The 17,538-nt window shown below is 68.5% G+C and carries 17 protein-coding genes and 1 pseudogene; 2 read left to right on the forward strand and 16 right to left on the reverse strand.

Annotated features, from left to right (window positions below; translation table 11 throughout):
- Positions 1 to 38: 38 nt before the first annotated feature.
- On the reverse strand, positions 39 to 191 hold the full coding sequence (locus CLV54_RS17380; RefSeq protein ID WP_157802812.1) for a hypothetical protein: 153 nt from the start codon (positions 189 to 191) through the stop codon (positions 39 to 41).
- Positions 188 to 301 (reverse strand): annotated as a pseudogene (locus tag CLV54_RS05005) (DsbA family oxidoreductase); the annotation flags it as partial. The pseudogene CLV54_RS05005 and the gene CLV54_RS17380, both read right to left, overlap by 4 nt.
- Before the next feature lie 345 nt (positions 302 to 646).
- Between CLV54_RS05005 and CLV54_RS17385 the strand changes: the two are divergent.
- The gene (locus CLV54_RS17385; protein WP_157802813.1) at positions 647 to 1,516 is read left to right on the forward strand and encodes a hypothetical protein; all 870 of its coding nucleotides are present in this window, start codon (positions 647 to 649) and stop codon (positions 1,514 to 1,516) included.
- Positions 1,517 to 1,547: 31 nt separating this feature from the next.
- Here CLV54_RS17385 and CLV54_RS17390 read toward each other — a convergent pair whose 3' ends face one another.
- From CLV54_RS17390 to CLV54_RS05030, 7 genes are all read right to left on the reverse strand, one after another.
- Complete coding sequence (locus CLV54_RS17390; protein ID WP_157802814.1) at positions 1,548 to 1,895, reverse strand: hypothetical protein; 348 nt, start codon at positions 1,893 to 1,895, stop codon at positions 1,548 to 1,550.
- 158 nt (positions 1,896 to 2,053) lie between these two features.
- Complete coding sequence (locus CLV54_RS17395) at positions 2,054 to 2,200, reverse strand: hypothetical protein (RefSeq protein ID WP_157802815.1); 147 nt, start codon at positions 2,198 to 2,200, stop codon at positions 2,054 to 2,056.
- Positions 2,197 to 2,880 carry a DsbA family oxidoreductase gene (locus tag CLV54_RS05010; RefSeq protein ID WP_100343856.1) on the reverse strand — a complete coding sequence of 228 codons (684 nt, stop codon included), beginning with the start codon at positions 2,878 to 2,880 and terminating at the stop codon, positions 2,197 to 2,199. The genes CLV54_RS17395 and CLV54_RS05010 overlap by 4 nt, the downstream gene beginning before the upstream one ends.
- A gap of 38 nt (positions 2,881 to 2,918) precedes the next feature.
- A complete protein-coding gene (locus CLV54_RS05015) occupies positions 2,919 to 3,956 on the reverse strand; it encodes a Gfo/Idh/MocA family protein (RefSeq protein ID WP_100343857.1) in 1,038 nt (345 codons plus the stop codon).
- A gap of 43 nt (positions 3,957 to 3,999) precedes the next feature.
- Complete coding sequence (locus CLV54_RS05020) at positions 4,000 to 4,806, reverse strand: isoprenyl transferase (protein WP_100343858.1); 807 nt, start codon at positions 4,804 to 4,806, stop codon at positions 4,000 to 4,002.
- Positions 4,807 to 5,538, reverse strand: coding sequence for a DNA repair protein RecO (recO, locus tag CLV54_RS05025; protein WP_100343859.1), 732 nt, complete (start codon positions 5,536 to 5,538; stop codon positions 4,807 to 4,809).
- 117 nt (positions 5,539 to 5,655) lie between these two features.
- Positions 5,656 to 7,188, reverse strand: coding sequence for a carboxylesterase/lipase family protein (locus CLV54_RS05030; protein WP_245861364.1), 1,533 nt, complete (start codon positions 7,186 to 7,188; stop codon positions 5,656 to 5,658).
- Positions 7,189 to 7,290: 102 nt separating this feature from the next.
- Here CLV54_RS05030 and CLV54_RS05035 point away from each other — a divergent pair, with 102 nt between their 5' ends.
- Positions 7,291 to 7,959 (forward strand): trimeric intracellular cation channel family protein, encoded by a 669-nt coding sequence (locus CLV54_RS05035; RefSeq protein ID WP_100343860.1) that lies wholly within the window; start codon positions 7,291 to 7,293, stop codon positions 7,957 to 7,959.
- 69 nt (positions 7,960 to 8,028) lie between these two features.
- Here CLV54_RS05035 and leuA read toward each other — a convergent pair whose 3' ends face one another.
- The 7 genes from leuA to CLV54_RS05070 form a co-directional block, all read right to left on the reverse strand.
- Positions 8,029 to 9,807, reverse strand: coding sequence for a 2-isopropylmalate synthase (gene leuA / locus CLV54_RS05040; protein ID WP_100343861.1), 1,779 nt, complete (start codon positions 9,805 to 9,807; stop codon positions 8,029 to 8,031).
- A 327-nt stretch (positions 9,808 to 10,134) separates the two neighbouring features.
- Positions 10,135 to 11,535 (reverse strand): ABC transporter permease, encoded by a 1,401-nt coding sequence (locus CLV54_RS05045; RefSeq protein WP_100343862.1) that lies wholly within the window; start codon positions 11,533 to 11,535, stop codon positions 10,135 to 10,137.
- Positions 11,532 to 12,293, reverse strand: coding sequence for an ABC transporter ATP-binding protein (locus CLV54_RS05050; RefSeq protein WP_100343863.1), 762 nt, complete (start codon positions 12,291 to 12,293; stop codon positions 11,532 to 11,534). Before CLV54_RS05050 ends, CLV54_RS05045 begins: the two co-directional genes overlap by 4 nt.
- A 77-nt stretch (positions 12,294 to 12,370) precedes the next feature.
- Positions 12,371 to 13,045 carry a response regulator gene (locus CLV54_RS05055; protein WP_281258151.1) on the reverse strand — a complete coding sequence of 225 codons (675 nt, stop codon included), beginning with the start codon at positions 13,043 to 13,045 and terminating at the stop codon, positions 12,371 to 12,373.
- Complete coding sequence (locus CLV54_RS05060) at positions 13,042 to 15,054, reverse strand: sensor histidine kinase (RefSeq protein ID WP_100343864.1); 2,013 nt, start codon at positions 15,052 to 15,054, stop codon at positions 13,042 to 13,044. Before CLV54_RS05060 ends, CLV54_RS05055 begins: the two co-directional genes overlap by 4 nt.
- A gap of 102 nt (positions 15,055 to 15,156) precedes the next feature.
- Positions 15,157 to 16,080, reverse strand: coding sequence for a GTPase Era (gene era, locus CLV54_RS05065; RefSeq protein WP_100343865.1), 924 nt, complete (start codon positions 16,078 to 16,080; stop codon positions 15,157 to 15,159).
- Complete coding sequence (locus CLV54_RS05070; protein WP_100343866.1) at positions 16,070 to 17,536, reverse strand: hemolysin family protein; 1,467 nt, start codon at positions 17,534 to 17,536, stop codon at positions 16,070 to 16,072. Before CLV54_RS05070 ends, era begins: the two co-directional genes overlap by 11 nt.
- Between the last annotated feature and the right edge of the window lie 2 nt (positions 17,537 to 17,538).

Raw genomic sequence — 17,538 nt, forward strand, 5'->3', positions numbered from 1 at the left:
ATATGGGTAGATGTAAAGATTCGGCCGCCGAACGCGTCCTAGGCTTGTGTGTTCTCCGTGGGCGCGTGGCTCGCCGCGTGCACCGCGTCCGGGATCGCGCACGAGTCCCCCTCGCAGGCGAAGCCGCCGGCATCGCCGAGCGGGAGCAGACGGATGGGGGTCACAGCGGCGGATGCCGCGACATCCGTCATGCCTGCACCTCGACTTCCGCGCGCTCGCTCCACACCTGGCCGAGAACCTGCGCGAAGGTCTGCGCCTCCTGCGCACCCGACACGCCGTACTTGCCGTCGACGACGAAGAACACGCTCGTACAACCCGCGCGCCATCGCCCAGCTCTCCCCGTGCATGATCGACAAGCCGCACCCCGTGCGCACGCCGAGCGGCATCTGAATAGCGCGATTATTGAGGTAGCTGTCACCGAACACACGGGTTGGATTGCGGGGTCGCTGTGAGCAACTACTCCGCCACCACATTACCCCCTAGTTTCCTGGGCGAACTGACCCAACGTTGTAGCCGGGTGAACACCAGAGAAAGCATTTTGGCCATTGAATTAAGGTACCTAGGTATGGTTTCGCATTTGAGTCTTGTCATCTTCAATAATTTTTAGGGGAGAAAAATTTTGTTCCAAAAAAGAGGCTCTACTGGGTTGGGAATACTCACCGCTACGCTGATCGCGCTGGGGAGTTCCACTCCAGCCATCGCAGCAACGGACGACACCACCTCTGCAACTTTGCAACAGTTTGACCTGCTCACCACCGCTTCCACAGCCAACACGGAATCCAGTGAGATCTCTTGGAGCTCGCTGAGCGTTGAAGCGGGACTGACTGTCGAGACCTCGGTCGGAACAGTGTCAGTTTCGCCTGTGACCGAATCAGTTCCATCCACGACCGGCAGCGGGCAGGCGCTGATCTACGACGCTGGGAGCGACTACAGTTTTGCCCTCACAGCGGGACCTGTTGCTCCGGCGAACGCCGGCTATGTGGTTATCGACTCTCCATCTGCACCGAATACATACGCATTCGAGATTCAAGCTGATGGCTTGCCTGCAACGCTTACTCCAACCGACGGAGATCGGATTCTGGTGAAGAATTCTCGCGGTCAAACGCTCAACGTCGTGGGGGCCGCCTGGGCGCGAGACGCCGAGGGTGTTTCGCTTCCGTCCTGGTACTCGATCGAGGGCAACATATTGACTCAGCATGTGGATCACAGCGAGGCCGCATACCCGGTGGTGGCGGATCCAAGTTTGGAATGCGATGGGCTCTTCTGCACAATTATGTATACGCGTTCAGAGACACAGCAACTCGCAACATCAACGACGACCGCCGCAACGCTCATCTCAACTGGTTGCACAGCCCTTGGGGGCGTGATTGGCGGGCTTGCTTGTGGAATCGCTGCCTCGTACATGATCGACTATGCAAATAGCGCGCTCAATGCAGGTAAATGCGTCGGTATCCGCGCGATAATATACATCCCTCAACCGACAACCCATCCCGTGACTGAGAACTGCCGATCTTAGTAGGCTGATCTCGTATGGCAGGGATAGAGAACTATTCGCGTCCGATCGTTCCAGAACTTGGAGCACCGTTGACGACAACGATGGCGCTTCTGAGTGCTGTGGTTCTGAGCGCGGTAATCTGGCCGCAGGACGAGTTTCCAGCTGCGCTTGGGGCAATCTCGATCGCCTTCGTAATCGTCTTCGGTTTTGCAATACCACCCTGGAATGCACGAGTTCGCAACAGGCGCGGAAGCCGCTCGAGGTCGCGTCGATTCTCTGCGGCTGTGGTTGCTATGGGAATCTTGGTTCCCTTGACAGCAATCGTTATCGCCTCTCTCGTTCCGAGTTTGCGGGGTTGGATTGTCGGTTCAGCAGCAGTGGTCAACATCGGACTACTCATCGGGACAATTATTGCGGCGGCGAAGACTCACGCTATCGACTGAGCGCTCTATGACGGCTGTCCGTCCGGTAGGTTTGCTCCGGTCGGACAGTCGCCAGCGCGACGGAGTCGCACCGAAGAGGTAACTCCCGTCGGTGCGGTTACCCGTAGCAAACCTCCTATGTGTTCTCGCCAGGCGCGTGGCTCGCCGCGTGCACCGCGTCCGGGATCGCGCACGAGTCCCCCTCGCAGGCGAAGCCGCCGGCATCGCCGAGCGGGAGCAGACGGATGGGGGTCACAGCGGCGGATGCCGCGACATCCGTCATGCCTGCACCTCGACTTCCGCGCGCTCGCTCCACACCTGGCCGAGAACCTGCGCGAAGGTCTGCGCCTCCTGCGCACCCGACACGCCGTACTTGCCGTCGACGACGAAGAACGGAACCCCCTGGATGCCGTACTGCATGGCCTGTGCCTTGTCGGCGTCGACGTCGGCGAGGTAACGGTTGCTCTCGAGAGCCGAGCGCGCCTCGTCACGGTCGAGGCCGATCTCGGCGGCGAGGTCGACGAGGTCGTCGACGCGGCCGACATGGCGGCCCTCGGTGAAGTAGGCCGAGAACAGGCGCTCGCCCATCTCGAGCTGCTTGCCCTGCGCTTTCGCGAAGTGCATGAGCTCGTGGGCCTTGATCGTGTTCGTGTGCTTGAGGATGTCGAAGTTGTAGTCGAGGCCGGTCGCCTCGGCGATCCCGGTCACGCGCGCGAGCATCTGCTGCACCTGGGCCGGGTCCATGCCCTTGTGCCCGGCGAGGAACTCGACCTCGTCGCCGTCGAAGTCGACGGGTGTGTCGGGAGCCAGCTCGTAGCTGTGGTATTCGACGACCACCTCGGGGGCGGAATCGCCCGCGGCCTCGCTGAACTCCGCTGCGCCGCGCTCGAACTTGCGTTTGCCGATGAAGCACCACGGGCACGCGATGTCGGACCAGATGTCTACTTTGATGGGTTCGCTCACATCAACGCCAACCACGCCTGAGCGAGAGCTATTCCCGCCTAGCCGACCGGGCTGAGCTCGTGCGCCTGCTCGAGGATCTCGAGCACCGCGAGGGCGTCCGACGGCTCGACGGGCGTGGGGCCCTCCCCGCGGATCGCGAGCGCCGCAGCGGCGTAGAACCCCGCGTAATCGCCGCGGGCGGTCGGCACGGCCTCGAGCCGCTCACCGTCGATGCCGAGCAGGCCCCAGTCTGCGGCATCCGCCTCGCCGAAGCCCGGGTCGGTGGGGCGCGCGCCGAGCTTGAGCGCCGGCTCCTGCGGGTCGAGCCCGTAGACGCGGTACGCGGCATCGGTGCCGAGCACCCGCAGACGCGGGCCGCTCTGGGCGGCGAGGCGGCTCATGGTCAGGTGCGATCGCACGCCGGAGTGGTGCAGCAGCGAGAGGAACGCGTCGTCGTCGCTCACGCCCCCCTCTCGCACGATCGTCAGCTCGGCCGCTGTGAGGGTCGCCGGGCCGAAGAGCGTGAGGGCCTGGTCGACCAGGTGGCTGCCGAGGTCGAAGGTGATGCCGGCGCCCTGGTCGACGGTCAGGGTGTCCTGCCAGCGCTCGCGCCGCGACGGGCTGAATCGTTCGAAGGTCGACTCGAAGCGGTGCACGCGACCCAGGCGACCCGACTCGAGAAGCGAGCGCGCCGTCATGAAGTCGCCGTCCCAGCGGCGGTTGTGGAAGACGATGAGCGGGCGACCGACCGAGAGCGCCTTCTCGACGAGCTCACGGCCCTGGGCGGTGCTCGCGGCGAACGGCTTGTCGACGATGACGGCGGCACCGGCATCCAGCGCGGCGAGGCCCTGCGCGTAGTGCACGTGAACGGGCGAGGCGAGGACGACGAGGTCGAGCTCGGCGGCGCGGCTCAGGATGTCGTCGGGCGACGGCACGATCGAGACCCCCGGGTAGCTCGAGAGCGCCTGCTCACGGCGCTCCCGGTCGCCCGTCGCGATGACCTGGAGGCTGAACCTCGGGTCGGCCGCCACGAAGGGTGCGTGGAACACACGACCCGAGAGTCCGTATCCGATGATGCCCGTGCGGATCGTGCTCACGCCAACCCCTCCCGGAGCCGCACTGCCCGGCTCCGGTTCGATCCTAGGGGTTCGCCGGGGCGTCGACCGCTCCCCCGAAACGTCTCGTGCGGCCCGTGTAGTAGTCGATCGCCTGCCACAGCTGCTCGCGTGTGAAATCGGGCCAGAGGGTGTCGAGGAAGACCATCTCGGCGTACGCGGACTGCCAGAGCAGGAAGTTGCTCGTGCGCTGCTCCCCCGAGCTGCGCACGAAGAGGTCGACGTCGGGCATCTGCGGGTCGTAGAGGTGCTTGGCGATGGTCGCGTCGCTGATGCCCGACGGCTTGAGCCGGCCGGCCGCGACATCCTGCGCGATCGCCCGCACGGCATCGGTGATCTCGGTGCGGCCGCCGTAGTTGACGCACATCGTGAGGGTCAGCACCGAGTTGTCGCGTGTGAGCTGCTCGGCGTACTGCAGCTCCTTGATGACCGAGCCCCACAGGCGCGGCTTGCGCCCGGCCCAGCGCACCCGCACCCCCCACTCGTTGAGCTGATCCCGGCGGCGGTGCAGCACCTCCCGGTTGAATCCCATGAGAAACCTCACCTCGTCGGGCGAGCGCTTCCAGTTCTCGGTCGAGAAGGCGTAGACCGAGAGATGCTTCACACCGATCTGGATGGCCCCGGCGACGACGTCGAGCAAGGATGCCTCGCCCGCCCGGTGCCCTTCGATGCGGGTGAGCCCGCGGCGGTTCGCCCACCGCCCGTTGCCGTCCATGACGATCGCGACGTGCGCGGGAACGGACGAGACGGGCACCGGCGGCGGGTACACCCCCGTCCAGTCGATCGGGCGGAAGGGCACCGCGTCGCGGTGCGTGAACGGTTTGGGCGACACTCAGGAGACCTCTCGGGAGACGTGTTGCAGGGATCGCAGCCCCCGCTCGAGGTGCCACTGGGCGTAGGCGGCGACGATGCCGCTCGCCCGCGAGCGGGTGCGCTCGTCGGCGGCCTCGGCGACATCCCACTCACCCGCGAGCAGTGCGCCGAGCAGCTCGGCGGTCTCGACGGCGACGTGCGGCGCGCCGACGGGAGAGCAGTCGGGGCAGACCATGCCGCCGAGCTGCACCACGACCGTGTCGTGCGGGCCCTCGGCACCGCAGCGCGAGCAGTCGACGAAGCTGGGGGCCCAGCCGGCGAGCGAGAGCGAGCGGAGCAGATAGGAGTCGAGGATGAGCGAGGGGTTGTGCTCAGCGCGGGCGAGCGAGCGCAGGCCGCCCACGAGCAGCAGGTACTGCTGCTGCGAGCCCTCCGACTCGGTCACCCGGTCGGCGGTCTCCACCATCGCGTTGGCCGCCGTGTAGCTCGCGTAGTCCGCGGCGATCTGCGCGCCGTACGAGCCGAGCGTCTCGGCCTGGTTGATCACGTCGAGGCTGCGGCCCTCGTAGAGCTGCAGGTCGGCGACCATAAACGGCTCGAGTCTCGCCCCGAACTTCGACGCCGTGCGGCGCACGCCCTTCGCGACGGCCCGCACCTTGCCGTGCTGCTTGGTCAGGAGCGTGACGATGCGGTCGGCTTCGCCCAGCTTGTGGGTTCGCAGCACGACGGCTTCATCACGGTAGAGGGGCACCCAACGATTATCCCGCGTGCGGCCGGGAAGAGGCCCCGGGACGCCGCGCGCCGCCGATCGTTCGCTGAGAGCTGCACGTTCCCCGAGCGGTGAAAGCGAATGCGGTCGAGACCGAGCTCAGCTGAAGGCGATGACCGTGTCGCCCCAGGCCGCGCGGATCGTCGCGTCCGGGTCGTCGGCGAGCTCGTCGTGCTTGCCGATGAGCAGGGTCGCGCGGTCGTCGGCCGTGAACGGGCGCCAGTCGACGAGACCGTCGCCGTCGGGCGCCTCGCCGTGGATGAACGCGGCCCAGCGCGCCTGCATACGCTGCGACACCTGGTCGGCGTCCTTGCGACCGCCCAGCCGGAAGGTCGGATCCTTCTTCGAGAGCTCGAAGTTGCCCCACACATAGGCGAGCTCCGTGCCGTGGCTCGCGCCGATCCCCGCGATCGCGAGCATGGGCGTGGTCTGGTCGAAGCGGTAGAGGTAGACGGGCGCGGTTCGGCTGTGCGCCTCGGCGAGCCAGAGGGTCGGCATGCGGAAGGCGGCGTCACGGGCGATCTCCATGGCAGCGCTGCGACGCGGGAAGCCCTTGTAGGCGTCGGTGATGAGCTTCTCGTCGGCTACGAGCCCCGGATGGTCGCTGCCGATCGCCGCGAACATCTCGTTGATGGCCGTGGCCGTCGTCGGGAAGATCGGCGACTTCATGTAGCGGAAGAGCGCGGCCTCGTCGCGGTTGGTCCCGATCAGAAGGGGCACGGGATGCGCGAGGCCCTTCTGGAACGCCCCCACGGGATAGTGCGGAAGGATGTCGCCGTCGACGACCGGCGCCATCGCGATCGTTCCCGGGAACCGCGTCGAATGCTGGTTCGTGAGTGCGGCGGCGGCCTCCACGAGCGGCTTCCACGGCAGCTCGCGGAGGGTCGCGGCATCCTTCGCCTCGACGCCGAGCAGCTCGAGGTACGCCTCGGCCACCTGGGTGGAGCGCTCGGGCCCGTAGACGGAGGTGGCCGGCGAGCTCTCGGCGATCGCGCGCTGGAAGAGACCGGATGCCGCGGGCGACACCATGAGGCTCGTGACGGCCCCGCCGCCGGCGGACTCCCCCGCGATCGTCACCCGCTCCGGATCCCCGCCGAACGCCTCGATCGACTCGCGCACCCAGCGCAGGGCCGCGATCTGATCGCGCAGGCCCAGGTTCGTCTCGAACTCGTCTCCCGGCGTCGACAGGCTCGAAAGGTCGAGGAAGCCGAACACGCCCAGACGGTAGTTGAAGGTCACGACGATGAGGTCGCCGTGCGTCACGAGCGAGGTCGCGTCGTAGAGGCGCTGCGAGGAGGCGCCCACGAAGTACGCGCCGCCGTGCACCCAGACCATAACGGGGCGCTTGCGGCCGTCGGGCTCGGGAGCCCAGACGTTGATCGAGAGGCAGTCCTCGTCGACTCCGAGCGCGGGGTCGACGGCCACCGCCGGGTTGGGCAGCTGCGGCGCCGCGGGGCCGTAGGAGCTCGCGTCGAAGACCTCCGTCCACGGCTCGGGCGGCTGCGGTGACCGGAAGCGCAGAGCACCGGTGGGAGGCGCTGCATAGGGGATGCCCTTCCACGCGGCGACGCCGTTCGCCAGGGTGCCCCGCACGGGGCCGGAGGGCGTGGAAACGGTCAGGACGTCGGACACGAGAGGACTCCTCGGACGCAGCGGTGGGGACGGGAACGAGCCAACCCTAGCGACTGGTGACACACGCGGTCCAACGGCTCCCGGGCGTGATACATATAAGCCATGGGCGACACGATTTTCTCGATCCCGCTGTGGGCGGATCTGCTGGCCGTCTCGGTCGGCAGCCTCCAGGGCGCCATGTTCGCGGCCGGGTTCCGCGACCGGCGCCTCGACCTGCTCGGAGTCGCCATCATCGGTGTCGCGACGGGCCTCGGCGGCGGCTTCCTGCGCGACATCTTCCTCGGGGTTCCGCTCGTCGCGTTCAGCACCAACTGGTACATCCTCACGGCCGTGCTCGCGGCTCTCGTGGGCATGCTGCTCGAGCGGCTGTTCCGCAAGCTCGACATCGTCATCACGATCCTCGACGCCCTCACGATCGGCCTCTTCGGCGCGATCGGAACGACGAAGGCGCTGAGTCTCGGGCTGCCCGAGATCCCCGCGATCTTCGTGGGCATGGTCTCGGCCGTCGGCGGATCGGTGCTGCGCGACATCCTGCTGAACCTGCCCATCGCGCTTATGCACGTCGGCTCGCTCTACGCGGTCGCGGCGGGCGTGGGAACGACCATGCTCGTGGTGCTGCACCTCGTGGGCCTCAACATCACCGTGGCCGTCGTCGTGTGCGTGATCGTGACGACGGTGATCCGGCTCGGCGCCGTGCGCTACGGCTGGAGCCTGCCCGAGCAGCGTGCGCTCAGCCGGCCGCGGCTGCGGAGGCACCCGCGGCCGTCGTGAGCGGTGTGCTCGCCCGTTCCCCGAGCCGGATCGACCGCATCTCAGCTCGAGGGACGAGCGGCGACGAGCTCAGACCGAGACGGGCTCCGCGACAGCGGCGTCGGTGCCGGCCGTCGCGCGCACGGCACGGTTGACCGCCGAGGTGACCGCCTTGAGCGAGGAGGTCGAGATGTCGGCGTCGATCCCCACGCCCCAGAGGCGGATGCCGCCAACGTTGAGCTCCACGTAGGCCGCGGCCAGCGCGTCCCCGCCCGCCGACAGCGCGTGCTCCACGTAGTCGAAGAGGGTGACCTCGATGCCCCGCTGAGCCAGGATGGCCAGATAGGCGTCGATCGGGCCGTTGCCGACCCCCTCGGCCACGCCGAGGCTCTCGCCGTCGCGCAGGTCGATGCTGAGCGCGAGCGCCCCGTTCAGCTCGCTGGAGGTGCGCATGCCCGTGAGCTCGAAGCGACCCCACTTGTCGTCGGCGCGCTCGATCGGTGCGGGCAGGTACTCGTCTTGGAAGATCTCCCAGATCTCGTCGCTCGTGACCTCGCCGCCCTCGGCGTCGGTCTTCGCCTGCACGACCCCCGAGAACTCGATCTGCAGCTTGCGCGGCAGGTCGAGCGCGTGGTCGGTCTTCAGCAGGTAGGCGACCCCGCCCTTGCCCGACTGCGAGTTGACGCGGATGACCGCCTCGTAGCTGCGGCCCAGGTCTTTCGGGTCGATGGGCAGGTAGGGCACGGCCCAGAGGATCTCGTCGACGGTCGAGCCCTGCGCCGCGGCATCCGCTGCCATGGCCTCGAAGCCCTTTTTGATCGCGTCCTGGTGGGAGCCGCTGAACGCCGTGTAGACGAGGTCTCCCGCCCAGGGGCTGCGCTCGGGAACCGGCAGCTGGTTGCAGTACTCGGCCGTGCGCTTGACCTCGTCGATGTCGCTGAAGTCGATCTGCGGGTCGATGCCCTGCGTGAACAGGTTGATGCCGAGCGCGACGAGGTCGACGTTGCCGGTGCGCTCGCCGTTGCCGAACAGGCAGCCCTCGATGCGGTCGGCTCCGGCCATGTAGCCGAGCTCGGCCGCCGCGATCGCGGTGCCGCGGTCGTTGTGGGGGTGCAGCGAGAGGATCACGTTCTCGCGGTGGGCGAGGTGGCGCGACATCCACTCGATCGAGTCGGCGTAGACGTTGGGGGTCGCCATCTCGACCGTCGCCGGCAGGTTGACGATGACCTTGCGCTCGGGGGTCGGCTCGAAGACCTCGATCACCTGATTGCAGATGTCGACCGCGAACTCGAGCTCGGTGCCCGTGTAGCTCTCGGGCGAGTACTCGTAGAAGATCTCGGTGCCGGGAGCGCTGGCCTCCATCTCGCGGCACTTGCGCGCGCCGTGCAGGGCGATGTCGATGATGCCCTGCTTGTCTTGACGGAAGACGACGTCGCGCTGCAGCACGCTCGTGGAGTTGTAGAGGTGCACGATCGCCTGCTTGGCGCCGAAGATCGACTCGTAGGTGCGCTCGATGAGGTGGTCGCGCGCCTGGGTGAGAACCTGGATGGTGACGTCGTCGGGGATCGCGTTCTCTTCGATGAGGCTGCGCACGAAGTCGAAGTCGGTCTGGCTCGCGCTCGGGAAGCCGACCTCGATCTCCTTGTAGCCCATGCGCACGAGCAGGTCGAACATGATGCGCTTGCGCTCGGGGCTCATCGGGTCGATGAGCGCCTGGTTGCCGTCGCGCAGATCGACGGCGCACCAGCGCGGGGCCCGCGTGATGCGGGCGCCGGGCCAGGTGCGGTCGGGCAGTTCGACGCGCAGCTGCTCGTGATACGGGCGGTACTTGTGGATCGGCATGCCCGAGGTGGTCTGGGTGTTCTTCATCGTCTTAGCTCTTTTTCTCTGACTCGCGCTAGTCGCGAATGGTGATCAGCCAACGAGAAACTCCGCGACGAGGGAGGCCTGAGAACTAGGACTCGTCGCGGCAGCTAAGAAGGAGCAGACCGAAGAACACGACTCCAGGATAGCACCGTTCGCCCTGCCTTCCGGTACCCACCCGTGCCCTCCTCTGCGCCCCCGCCACCCAAAACGACGGAGATCTTCACTCAAAACGACGGAGATTTCCCCGAAAACTGGCGAGTAAGGCCGGTTTGGGGCCCTGGAGGCGGAAATCTCCGTCGTTTTGAGTGGATGAATAAAAAGGGGATGGGGTCAGTCGACGGCCAGGGCGCGGACGGGCGCGACGCGAGTGGCCCGACGCGACGGCACGAAGGATGCCGCGACCGTCAGCAGCCCCGCCGCGACCACGATGATCGGCAGCAGCACCCACGGCACCGCGGGGAACACGAGGCCAGGACTGCCGGAGAGCGAGCCGAGGAGCGACTGCGCCCCCGCCCATCCGTAGAACACGCCCAGCACGAGGCCGACAAGGGCCGAGGTCACCGTGAGCTGCGCGGACTCCGCGAGGATCATCCGCCGGATCTGCGTCACCGTGAACCCCAGCGCCCGCAGCAGCCCCAGCTCGCGCGTGCGCTGCAGCACGCTGAGCGACATGCTGTTGACCATGCCGACGGCGGCGATGAGCGCGCTGAAGCCGATGAGCACCGAGAAGATGACGACGGTGGTCGAGATGACCTCGTCGACGCTGTCGTACAGGCCCGGCTGGGATTCCGCGGCGGTCGCGAGCATCGAGCGGTAGCTCTCCATGGCGACCGCGAACATCGTGATGAGCGTCACCGCGATCACGAGCCCGATCGTGATGCGCGAGCTGCGCTCCGGGTACCGCATGGCGTTCTCGGCGGCGAGCCGCACGTCGGCGCCGCGGCCCATGAGCCTGCCCACCAGGCGCAGCGCCGGCGGCATCACGAGGTGAGCGCCGAGCACGACGCCCGTGAACGACAGGATGCCGCCCACGACCCCGATGAGCACCCCGAGCGGTGTCACGAGCCCGGCCAGCACCCCGAGCAGCACGAGCGCGACGCCCACGACCAGCAGCACGATCGCGAACACGTTGCGCGCGGGGCGTGCGCGGGTCTCGTCGATGCTGAGCTCCTGCGCTCCGCCGATCGCCTGGATGGGCGTGACCGTGAGCACTCGCCGCGAGCCGAGCCACGACGCCAGCCAGGTCGTGAGCACGACCACGACGGCCGGCAGGGCCACGATGGGCGGCAGGTAGTCGTAGGCGAGGTCGGGCAGCGCCCCGAGCGCGACGCCGATGCGGACGAAGCCCCCGGCCAGTGCCGCCCCCACGACGACACCGGCGGCCGAGCCCAGGATGCCGGTGAGGAAGCCCTCCCCGGCGACCGCCCGGCGTTGCGCAGCAGCGCTCGAGCCGATGAGGCGCAGCAGTGCGATCGTGCGGGTGCGGCCGGCGATGATCGTCGAGAAGGTGTTGCTCGTGACGATCGCGCCCACGTACACCGCGATGACGATGAAGACGGTGGCCGTTATGCCGAGCATGATCGCGACGGTGCTGCTGCCGCCGGTCACGTCGTCGGCGGACACGACGGCGGCGAGAACCCCCGTGATCGTGAGGAGGGCGACGCCGAAGGCGCTGCTCAGGGTCGCGACGAGCAGGCTCGACACGTGCTCTCGTGCACGGAAGCGCCTCATCGGGCCGACTCCATCGTGAGCATAAAACGGGAGATCTCCTCGGCGCTCGACCGGCCACGGTCGTGCACGAGCCGGCCGTCGGCGAGGAAGAGGATGCGGTCGGCGTAGCTGGCGGCCACCGGGTCGTGCGTGACCATCGCGATGCTCTGGCCGTACTGGCTCGACGCTGTCGCGAGCAGGGCGAGCACCTCTCGCCCCGTGCGCGAGTCCAGGTTGCCGGTCGGCTCGTCGGCGAAGACCACATCGGGCCTCGTGACGAGCGCCCGGGCGATCGCGACCCGCTGCTGCTGGCCGCCCGACAGCTCGTGGGGCCGGTGGCGCATCCTCGCACCGAGTCCGAGCGAGTCGACGAGCTCGTCCATGAGCACCCGCTCCTGCACGGTCGGCCGGCGGCCGTCGAGCTCGAACGGCAGAGTCAGGTTGCCCGCGACATCCAGGCCGGGAACGAGGTTGAACGACTGGAAGACGAAGCCCACCCGGCGCCTGCGCAGCACCGTGAGCTGGCTGTCGCGCAGAGAGGTGATCTCGGTGTCGCCGAGCCAGACCTGACCCGAGGTGACGGTGTCGAGACCGGCCATGACGTGCATGAGCGTCGACTTGCCCGAGCCGCTCGGCCCCATGATCGCGGTGAACTCGCCGCGCCGGAGTCCGACGGAGACACCGTCGAGCGCGGTGATGCGGTTGTCTCCTGTGCCGTAGGACTTGCTCGCGTCGACGAGGCGCGCGACGAGTCCGAGATCTGCTGGTGTGATGTCCATGCGTCAACGCTAAGGACGCACGGGCGCCGGCGAATCGGGCTGAGGTCGACAGCCGGCTACACCCCGAGGATGAGTTCTCAGTCGACGAGGTGGTACTCGAAGGCGAAGACCACGAGCTGGACACGATCGCGCAGACCGAGCTTGGCCAGGGTCCTGCTGATGTGCGTTTTCACGGTGGCCTCGCTCAAGAACTCCGCACCCGCGATCTCGGCGTTGCTGAGCCCCTTCGCGGCGAGCCGGAAGATCTCCTTCTCACGCGAGGTGAGGGTCGCGAACACGGGCGGCTCGGGCGGGCGGGCCGCCCGAGCGTCGAAGTGCTCGAAGAGCTCGCGGGTCGCCGACGGTGCGATCACGGCGTTGCCCGCGTGCACCGTGCGGATCGCCGCCAGCAGGAACTCCGGGTCGGCGTCCTTGAGCACGAAGCCGCTCGCGCCGCCCCGGATGGCGCGGGCCGCGCTCTCGTCGAGGTCGAAGGTCGTGAGCACGATGATGCGCGGAGGGTCGACGGCGCGGGCGACGGCGTCGGCGATGATCGACTCGGTCGCCTCGATGCCGTTCATGACCGGCATCCGGATGTCCATGAGCACGACGTCGGGCTGGGTCGACGCGACGAGGGCGATCGCCTCGCGGCCGTTGCCCGCCTCCCCGGCGAACTCGAGATCGGGCTGCGAGGAGACCACCATGCGGATGCCGGCGCGGAACAGGGCCTGATCGTCGACGAGGGCGACGCGTATGGGGGTCGAGGGGCTCACGTTCTGCTGTTCTCCTGCACGTCGCTGCTCCGGGTGTCGCCGGCCCGGGTGTCGCTGTGCTCGGCGTCGCCGCGCTCGGCGTCGGCCTCGCGCAGCACGAGCGTGTCGCGCGGCGGGTCGTCGGCATCCGATTCGACGTCGGCATCCGGGTTGACGCCGGCATCCGTCTCGGCCTCGGTGTCGGCATCCGCATCGGCACCCTCGGATGCCACGACGGGCTCGTCATCCGGCATCTCGTCGTGCTCCCGGGCCAGCACGGGGATGTGCGCCTCGACGACGAAGCGGTCGCGCAGGCGATGCGCGGCGAACGACCCGCCCACGAGCACGGCCCGCTCCCGCATGCCGGGAAGCCCGTGGCCGCTCACCGCGGCGAGCGGGTCGTAGAGCTCGTCGGCGAGCGGCGCGTCGAGCAGGTTGGTGACGAGCACGATGAGCTCGTGCTCGCGCCAGTCGAAGACCACCTCGACCCGGCGCTCGGCGTCGCCGTGGCGCAGCACGTTCGTGAGCGCCTCCTGCACGATGCGGTAGGCGGCGAGCTGCTGGGCGGCGCCGAGCCGCCCGGGCACGCCACGGCCCGTGAGCGCGACATCCAGGCCCGCCCGGCGGGTGCGCTCGACGAGCTCGTCGACGTCGGCGAGAGTGGGCTGCGGGCCCTCGGAGCCGTCGTGCCGCAACTGGGCGAGCAGCACGCGCACGTCGACGAGCGCGGCCCGTGCGGTCGTGGCGATCGTCGCGAGTGCGCCGTCGAGCACCTCGGGGTTCGCGTCCTTGGCGTACCGGGCGCCGTCGGCCTGCGCGATCACGACCGCGAGCGAGTGCGCGACGACGTCGTGCATGTCCCGGGCGATCCGGTTGCGCTCCTGCTCCACGACGACGGTGCGCTGGGCCCGTTGCTCGTCCTGCTCGGCCTGGGTCTGGGCACGCCTGCTCTCGCGGGCGAGATCCCAGGTGCGGGTGAGCAGGCCGAGCACCCACGAGAGCCCCAGAACCGCCAGGCATCCGACGAGCAGCAGGATCGTGCTGAGGATGAACGGCGCCAGATCGACACCGAGCGCGAGGATGCCGCCCGACGGCAGATAGGGCCACGAGGTCAGGTGCACGGTCGCGATCACCGCGCCCACGACGGCGGAGACGAGACCGGCCCAGCGGGTGACCGCTCCCCCGTACCGCGCCGTCGCATACAGCACGGGGAGCACGGCGATCGTCACGAGCGAGGTGCCGTCGAAGGCGGCCAGGCTCACGAAGGACGCGACCCAGGCCACCGTCAGCGCGAGCTGGGGCGAGAGACGGCGCAGTGCGAGAGCGAAGGCGTAGGCGATGAGCACGAGAGCGGAGACACCGCCGAAGAAGCCCAGGAGGCCCGTCTCGAAGAGGGCGACGAAGACGGTGGCGAGCACGATGTCGACCACGAGCTGTCGGCGCGACATCGGCCGGATGAGCAGCCCCTGCTCGGTCTCGAACTCCGCGGCCGTCAACGGCGGCATGAGGAACTCGGCGAGCTCGGCGTCGCCGGGTGCCGCGAGGCCCCGTCGCCGCATCGCGAGCTGACCGAGGGACCACGGCACGAAGGAGACGAGCCCGGCGCCGGCCGTCACGAGTCCGAAGGCGGCCAGGCCCATGACCGCGCCGCCTCCGAAGGCGAGGCCGACCCCCGTCATGAACACCGCGACGAGCCCGACCAGGACAGAACCGGCCAGCGCCGAGAAGAGACCCAGCCGCTTGGTGATCGGGCGGCCGTAGGCGGCGTTGCCGAACAGGATGAGGGGAACGGCCACGAGGGCGATGCCCCAGGCGAGGGTCGGGCCCGTCGGCAGCGCCGTGAAGACGCCGATCCAGCCCATGAGCAGCGCCCCTGCCGGAGAGAGCCGCGACACGGCGATGCCCGCGGCGAAGAAGACGGCGGCCGCGTGGAAGATGCCGTTGACCGAGCCAAGGGCCCACAGGCTGAGGAAGAGCGCGCCGACCGCGGGCTCGACGGCCCATCGATACCGGGGAAGCAACTCTCGCATCACACCACGGTACGGTCTTCTGCGCCGGTCGTGCCCCTGGGCGACGCAGAGTCATCCCGTGGTGACGGCAGAATCATCCCCCAGATGTACCTGTGGCGCCGCTCAGAAGCCCAGGCGGCCGAGGAGCTTCGGGTCGCGCTGCCACTCCTTGGCGACCTTGACCCGGATCGAGAGGAAGACCTTCTTGCCGACGAGCGGCTCGATCTGAGCGCGGGCCCGGGTGCCGACATCCTTGAGCCTGCCGCCGTTGTGGCCGATCACGATGCCTTTCTGGCTGTCGCGTTCGACGAAGAGGTTGGCATAGATCTCGACGAGCTCTTGATCGTCGCGCTCCACGATGTCATCGATCGTCACCGCGAGGGAGTGCGGCAGCTCGTCGGAGACGCCCTCGAGCGCGGCCTCGCGGATGTACTCGGCGATCCTCGACTCGAGCCCCTCGTCGGTGACCGCGTCGCTCGGGTAGAGCGCGGGAGACTCCGGAACGAGGCGCAGCAGCTCGCCCACGAGCGTGTCGAGCTGGATGTCGCTCGTCGCCGAGATCGGCACGATCGCCTCCCACTCGCGCAGCTGCGACACCGCGAGCAGCTGCCCGGCGACCGCCGGACGCGAGGCCGCGTCGATCTTGGTGACGATCGCGACCTTCTTGGCCCGCGGATACTGCTCGAGCTGCTCGTTGATGAACCGGTCGCCCGGGCCGATCGGCTCGTTCGCGGGGATGCACAGGCCGATGACGTCGACGTCTGCGAGCGTCGACTGCACGAGCTCGTTGAGGCGCTCGCCGAGCAGCGTGCGCGGCCGGTGGATGCCGGGGGTGTCGACGAGCACGAGCTGCCCCCTGCTCTGGTGCACGATGCCCCGGATGGCGCGACGCGTCGTCTGCGGCTTCGAGCTCGTGATGGCGACCTTCTCGCCCACGAGCGCGTTCGTGAGGGTCGACTTGCCCACGTTGGGGCGCCCCACGAACGACACGAACCCGGCGCGGAACGGCGGATCGCTGACGGGGGGCCGGGTCTCGTTATCGCTCACGTGCTCGCTCTTTCTCCGACGCCTTCTTCGACGCCTTCTCGGACGCCCGGGACTGTTCCCGGGCTGGCGCCGTCTGCGACGGCTGTTGTTCGCGGGTCGACCGCGGCTCGCGGGAGCGGGGCTCCTTCGCCGATCGCGTGTCTTTGTCTTTCTTGTCTTTGTCTGCGTCCCGGCCCGGCGCGTTGGCGGCGCGGGCATCCGCCAGCGCCTCGTCGGCCTCGACCAGCACGGTGCTGATGCGTTTGCGCCGGCCCTCGGTGCGCTCGGCCGTGAGCACGAGCCCGCTCACCCGCGCGACGGCTCCCGTCTCGGGCAGCCGGCCGAGGGCCTTGGCGAGCAGGCCGCCGACCGAGTCGACGTCGTCGTCGTCGAGCTCGATTCCGAAGAGCTCGCCGAGCTCATCGACCGCGAGCCGCGCGCTCACCCGGAACCGGCCGTCGCCGAGGTCTTCGACGTCGACCGTGTCGCGGTCGTACTCGTCGGAGATCTCGCCCACGAGCTCCTCGATGAGGTCTTCGAGGCTCACGAGCCCCGCGATGCCGCCGTACTCGTCGACGACCATCGCGAGGTGGTTCGATTCGAGCTGCATCTGGCGCAGCAGGGCGTCGGCCTTCATCGACTCGGGCACGAACAGGGCCGGGCGCACGAGGGTTCCGGCGTCGAGCTCGCTCAGGTCTTCGGGTCGTTCGTAGTTGAGCTTCGCGACATCCCGCAGATAGAGGATGCCGGCGATCTCGTCGATCTCGCCCTCGAAGACGGGCATACGCGAGACGCCTTTGCTGAGGAAGAGGGCCATCGCGGCGCCCACCTTCGCGTGGGTCTCGATCGCGACCATGTCGGTGCGCGGGATCATGACCTCGCGCACGACGGTGTCGCCGAACTCGAAGATCGAGTGGATGAGCTCGCGGTCCATCTCTTCGAGCACGTCGAGCTCGGCGGCCTCGTCGACCATGCTCAGCAGCTGCTCCTCGGAGGAGAAGCTCGCCGACCTCGCCCGGCCGGGGGTCACCCAGTTGCCGACCGCCACGAGCGCATTGGCCACGGGGCCGAGCAGGACGCGCAGGAAGTGCACGAGCGGCGCCGTGTAGCGCATGACCGCCTCGGCGTTCGCCCTGCCGACGCTGCGGGGGCTCGCGCCGACGAGCACGAAGGAGGCGCCCGTCATGATGAGCGCCGAGAGCACGAGCACGATCCACAGCTCGCCGATGATCTCGGCGAAGGCGAGCGTCACGAGCACGGCGGCGGTGGTCTCCGAGATGACGCGGATGAAGCTCACGGCGTTCAGGTGAGCCCCGGGGTCGCCCGCGATCGCGATCAGCGAGCGCCGGGCGCGGGCGCCCTCGGCGAGCTCGCTCAGGTCGTTCCTCGACAGCGCCGTGATCGCGGCGTCGACCGCGGCCATCAGCCCTCCGAAGGCCACGAGCAGGGCCGCGACGATCAGGAAAAGGGCGACCATGC

It is taken from the genome of Compostimonas suwonensis (genome assembly GCF_002797855.1).
Classification (GTDB): Bacteria; Actinomycetota; Actinomycetes; order Actinomycetales; family Microbacteriaceae; genus Compostimonas; species Compostimonas suwonensis.

What these genes read in the sequence shown, in the direction of transcription:
- CLV54_RS05060 (WP_100343864.1), bottom strand. Translation starts at nt 15,054, where the DNA reads ATGCGAGAGTTGCTTCCCCGGTATCGATGGGCCGTCGAGCCCGCGGTC.
- CLV54_RS05035 (WP_100343860.1), top strand. Translation starts at nt 7,291, where the DNA reads ATGGGCGACACGATTTTCTCGATCCCGCTGTGGGCGGATCTGCTGGCC.
- CLV54_RS17380 (WP_157802812.1), bottom strand. Translation starts at nt 191, where the DNA reads ATGACGGATGTCGCGGCATCCGCCGCTGTGACCCCCATCCGTCTGCTC.
- CLV54_RS05045 (WP_100343862.1), bottom strand. Translation starts at nt 11,535, where the DNA reads ATGAGGCGCTTCCGTGCACGAGAGCACGTGTCGAGCCTGCTCGTCGCG.
- leuA (WP_100343861.1), bottom strand. Translation starts at nt 9,807, where the DNA reads ATGAAGAACACCCAGACCACCTCGGGCATGCCGATCCACAAGTACCGC.
- CLV54_RS17390 (WP_157802814.1), bottom strand. Translation starts at nt 1,895, where the DNA reads ATGAGTAGTCCGATGTTGACCACTGCTGCTGAACCGACAATCCAACCC.
- CLV54_RS05050 (WP_100343863.1), bottom strand. Translation starts at nt 12,293, where the DNA reads ATGGACATCACACCAGCAGATCTCGGACTCGTCGCGCGCCTCGTCGAC.
- CLV54_RS17395 (WP_157802815.1), bottom strand. Translation starts at nt 2,200, where the DNA reads ATGACGGATGTCGCGGCATCCGCCGCTGTGACCCCCATCCGTCTGCTC.
- CLV54_RS05070 (WP_100343866.1), bottom strand. Translation starts at nt 17,536, where the DNA reads ATGGTCGCCCTTTTCCTGATCGTCGCGGCCCTGCTCGTGGCCTTCGGA.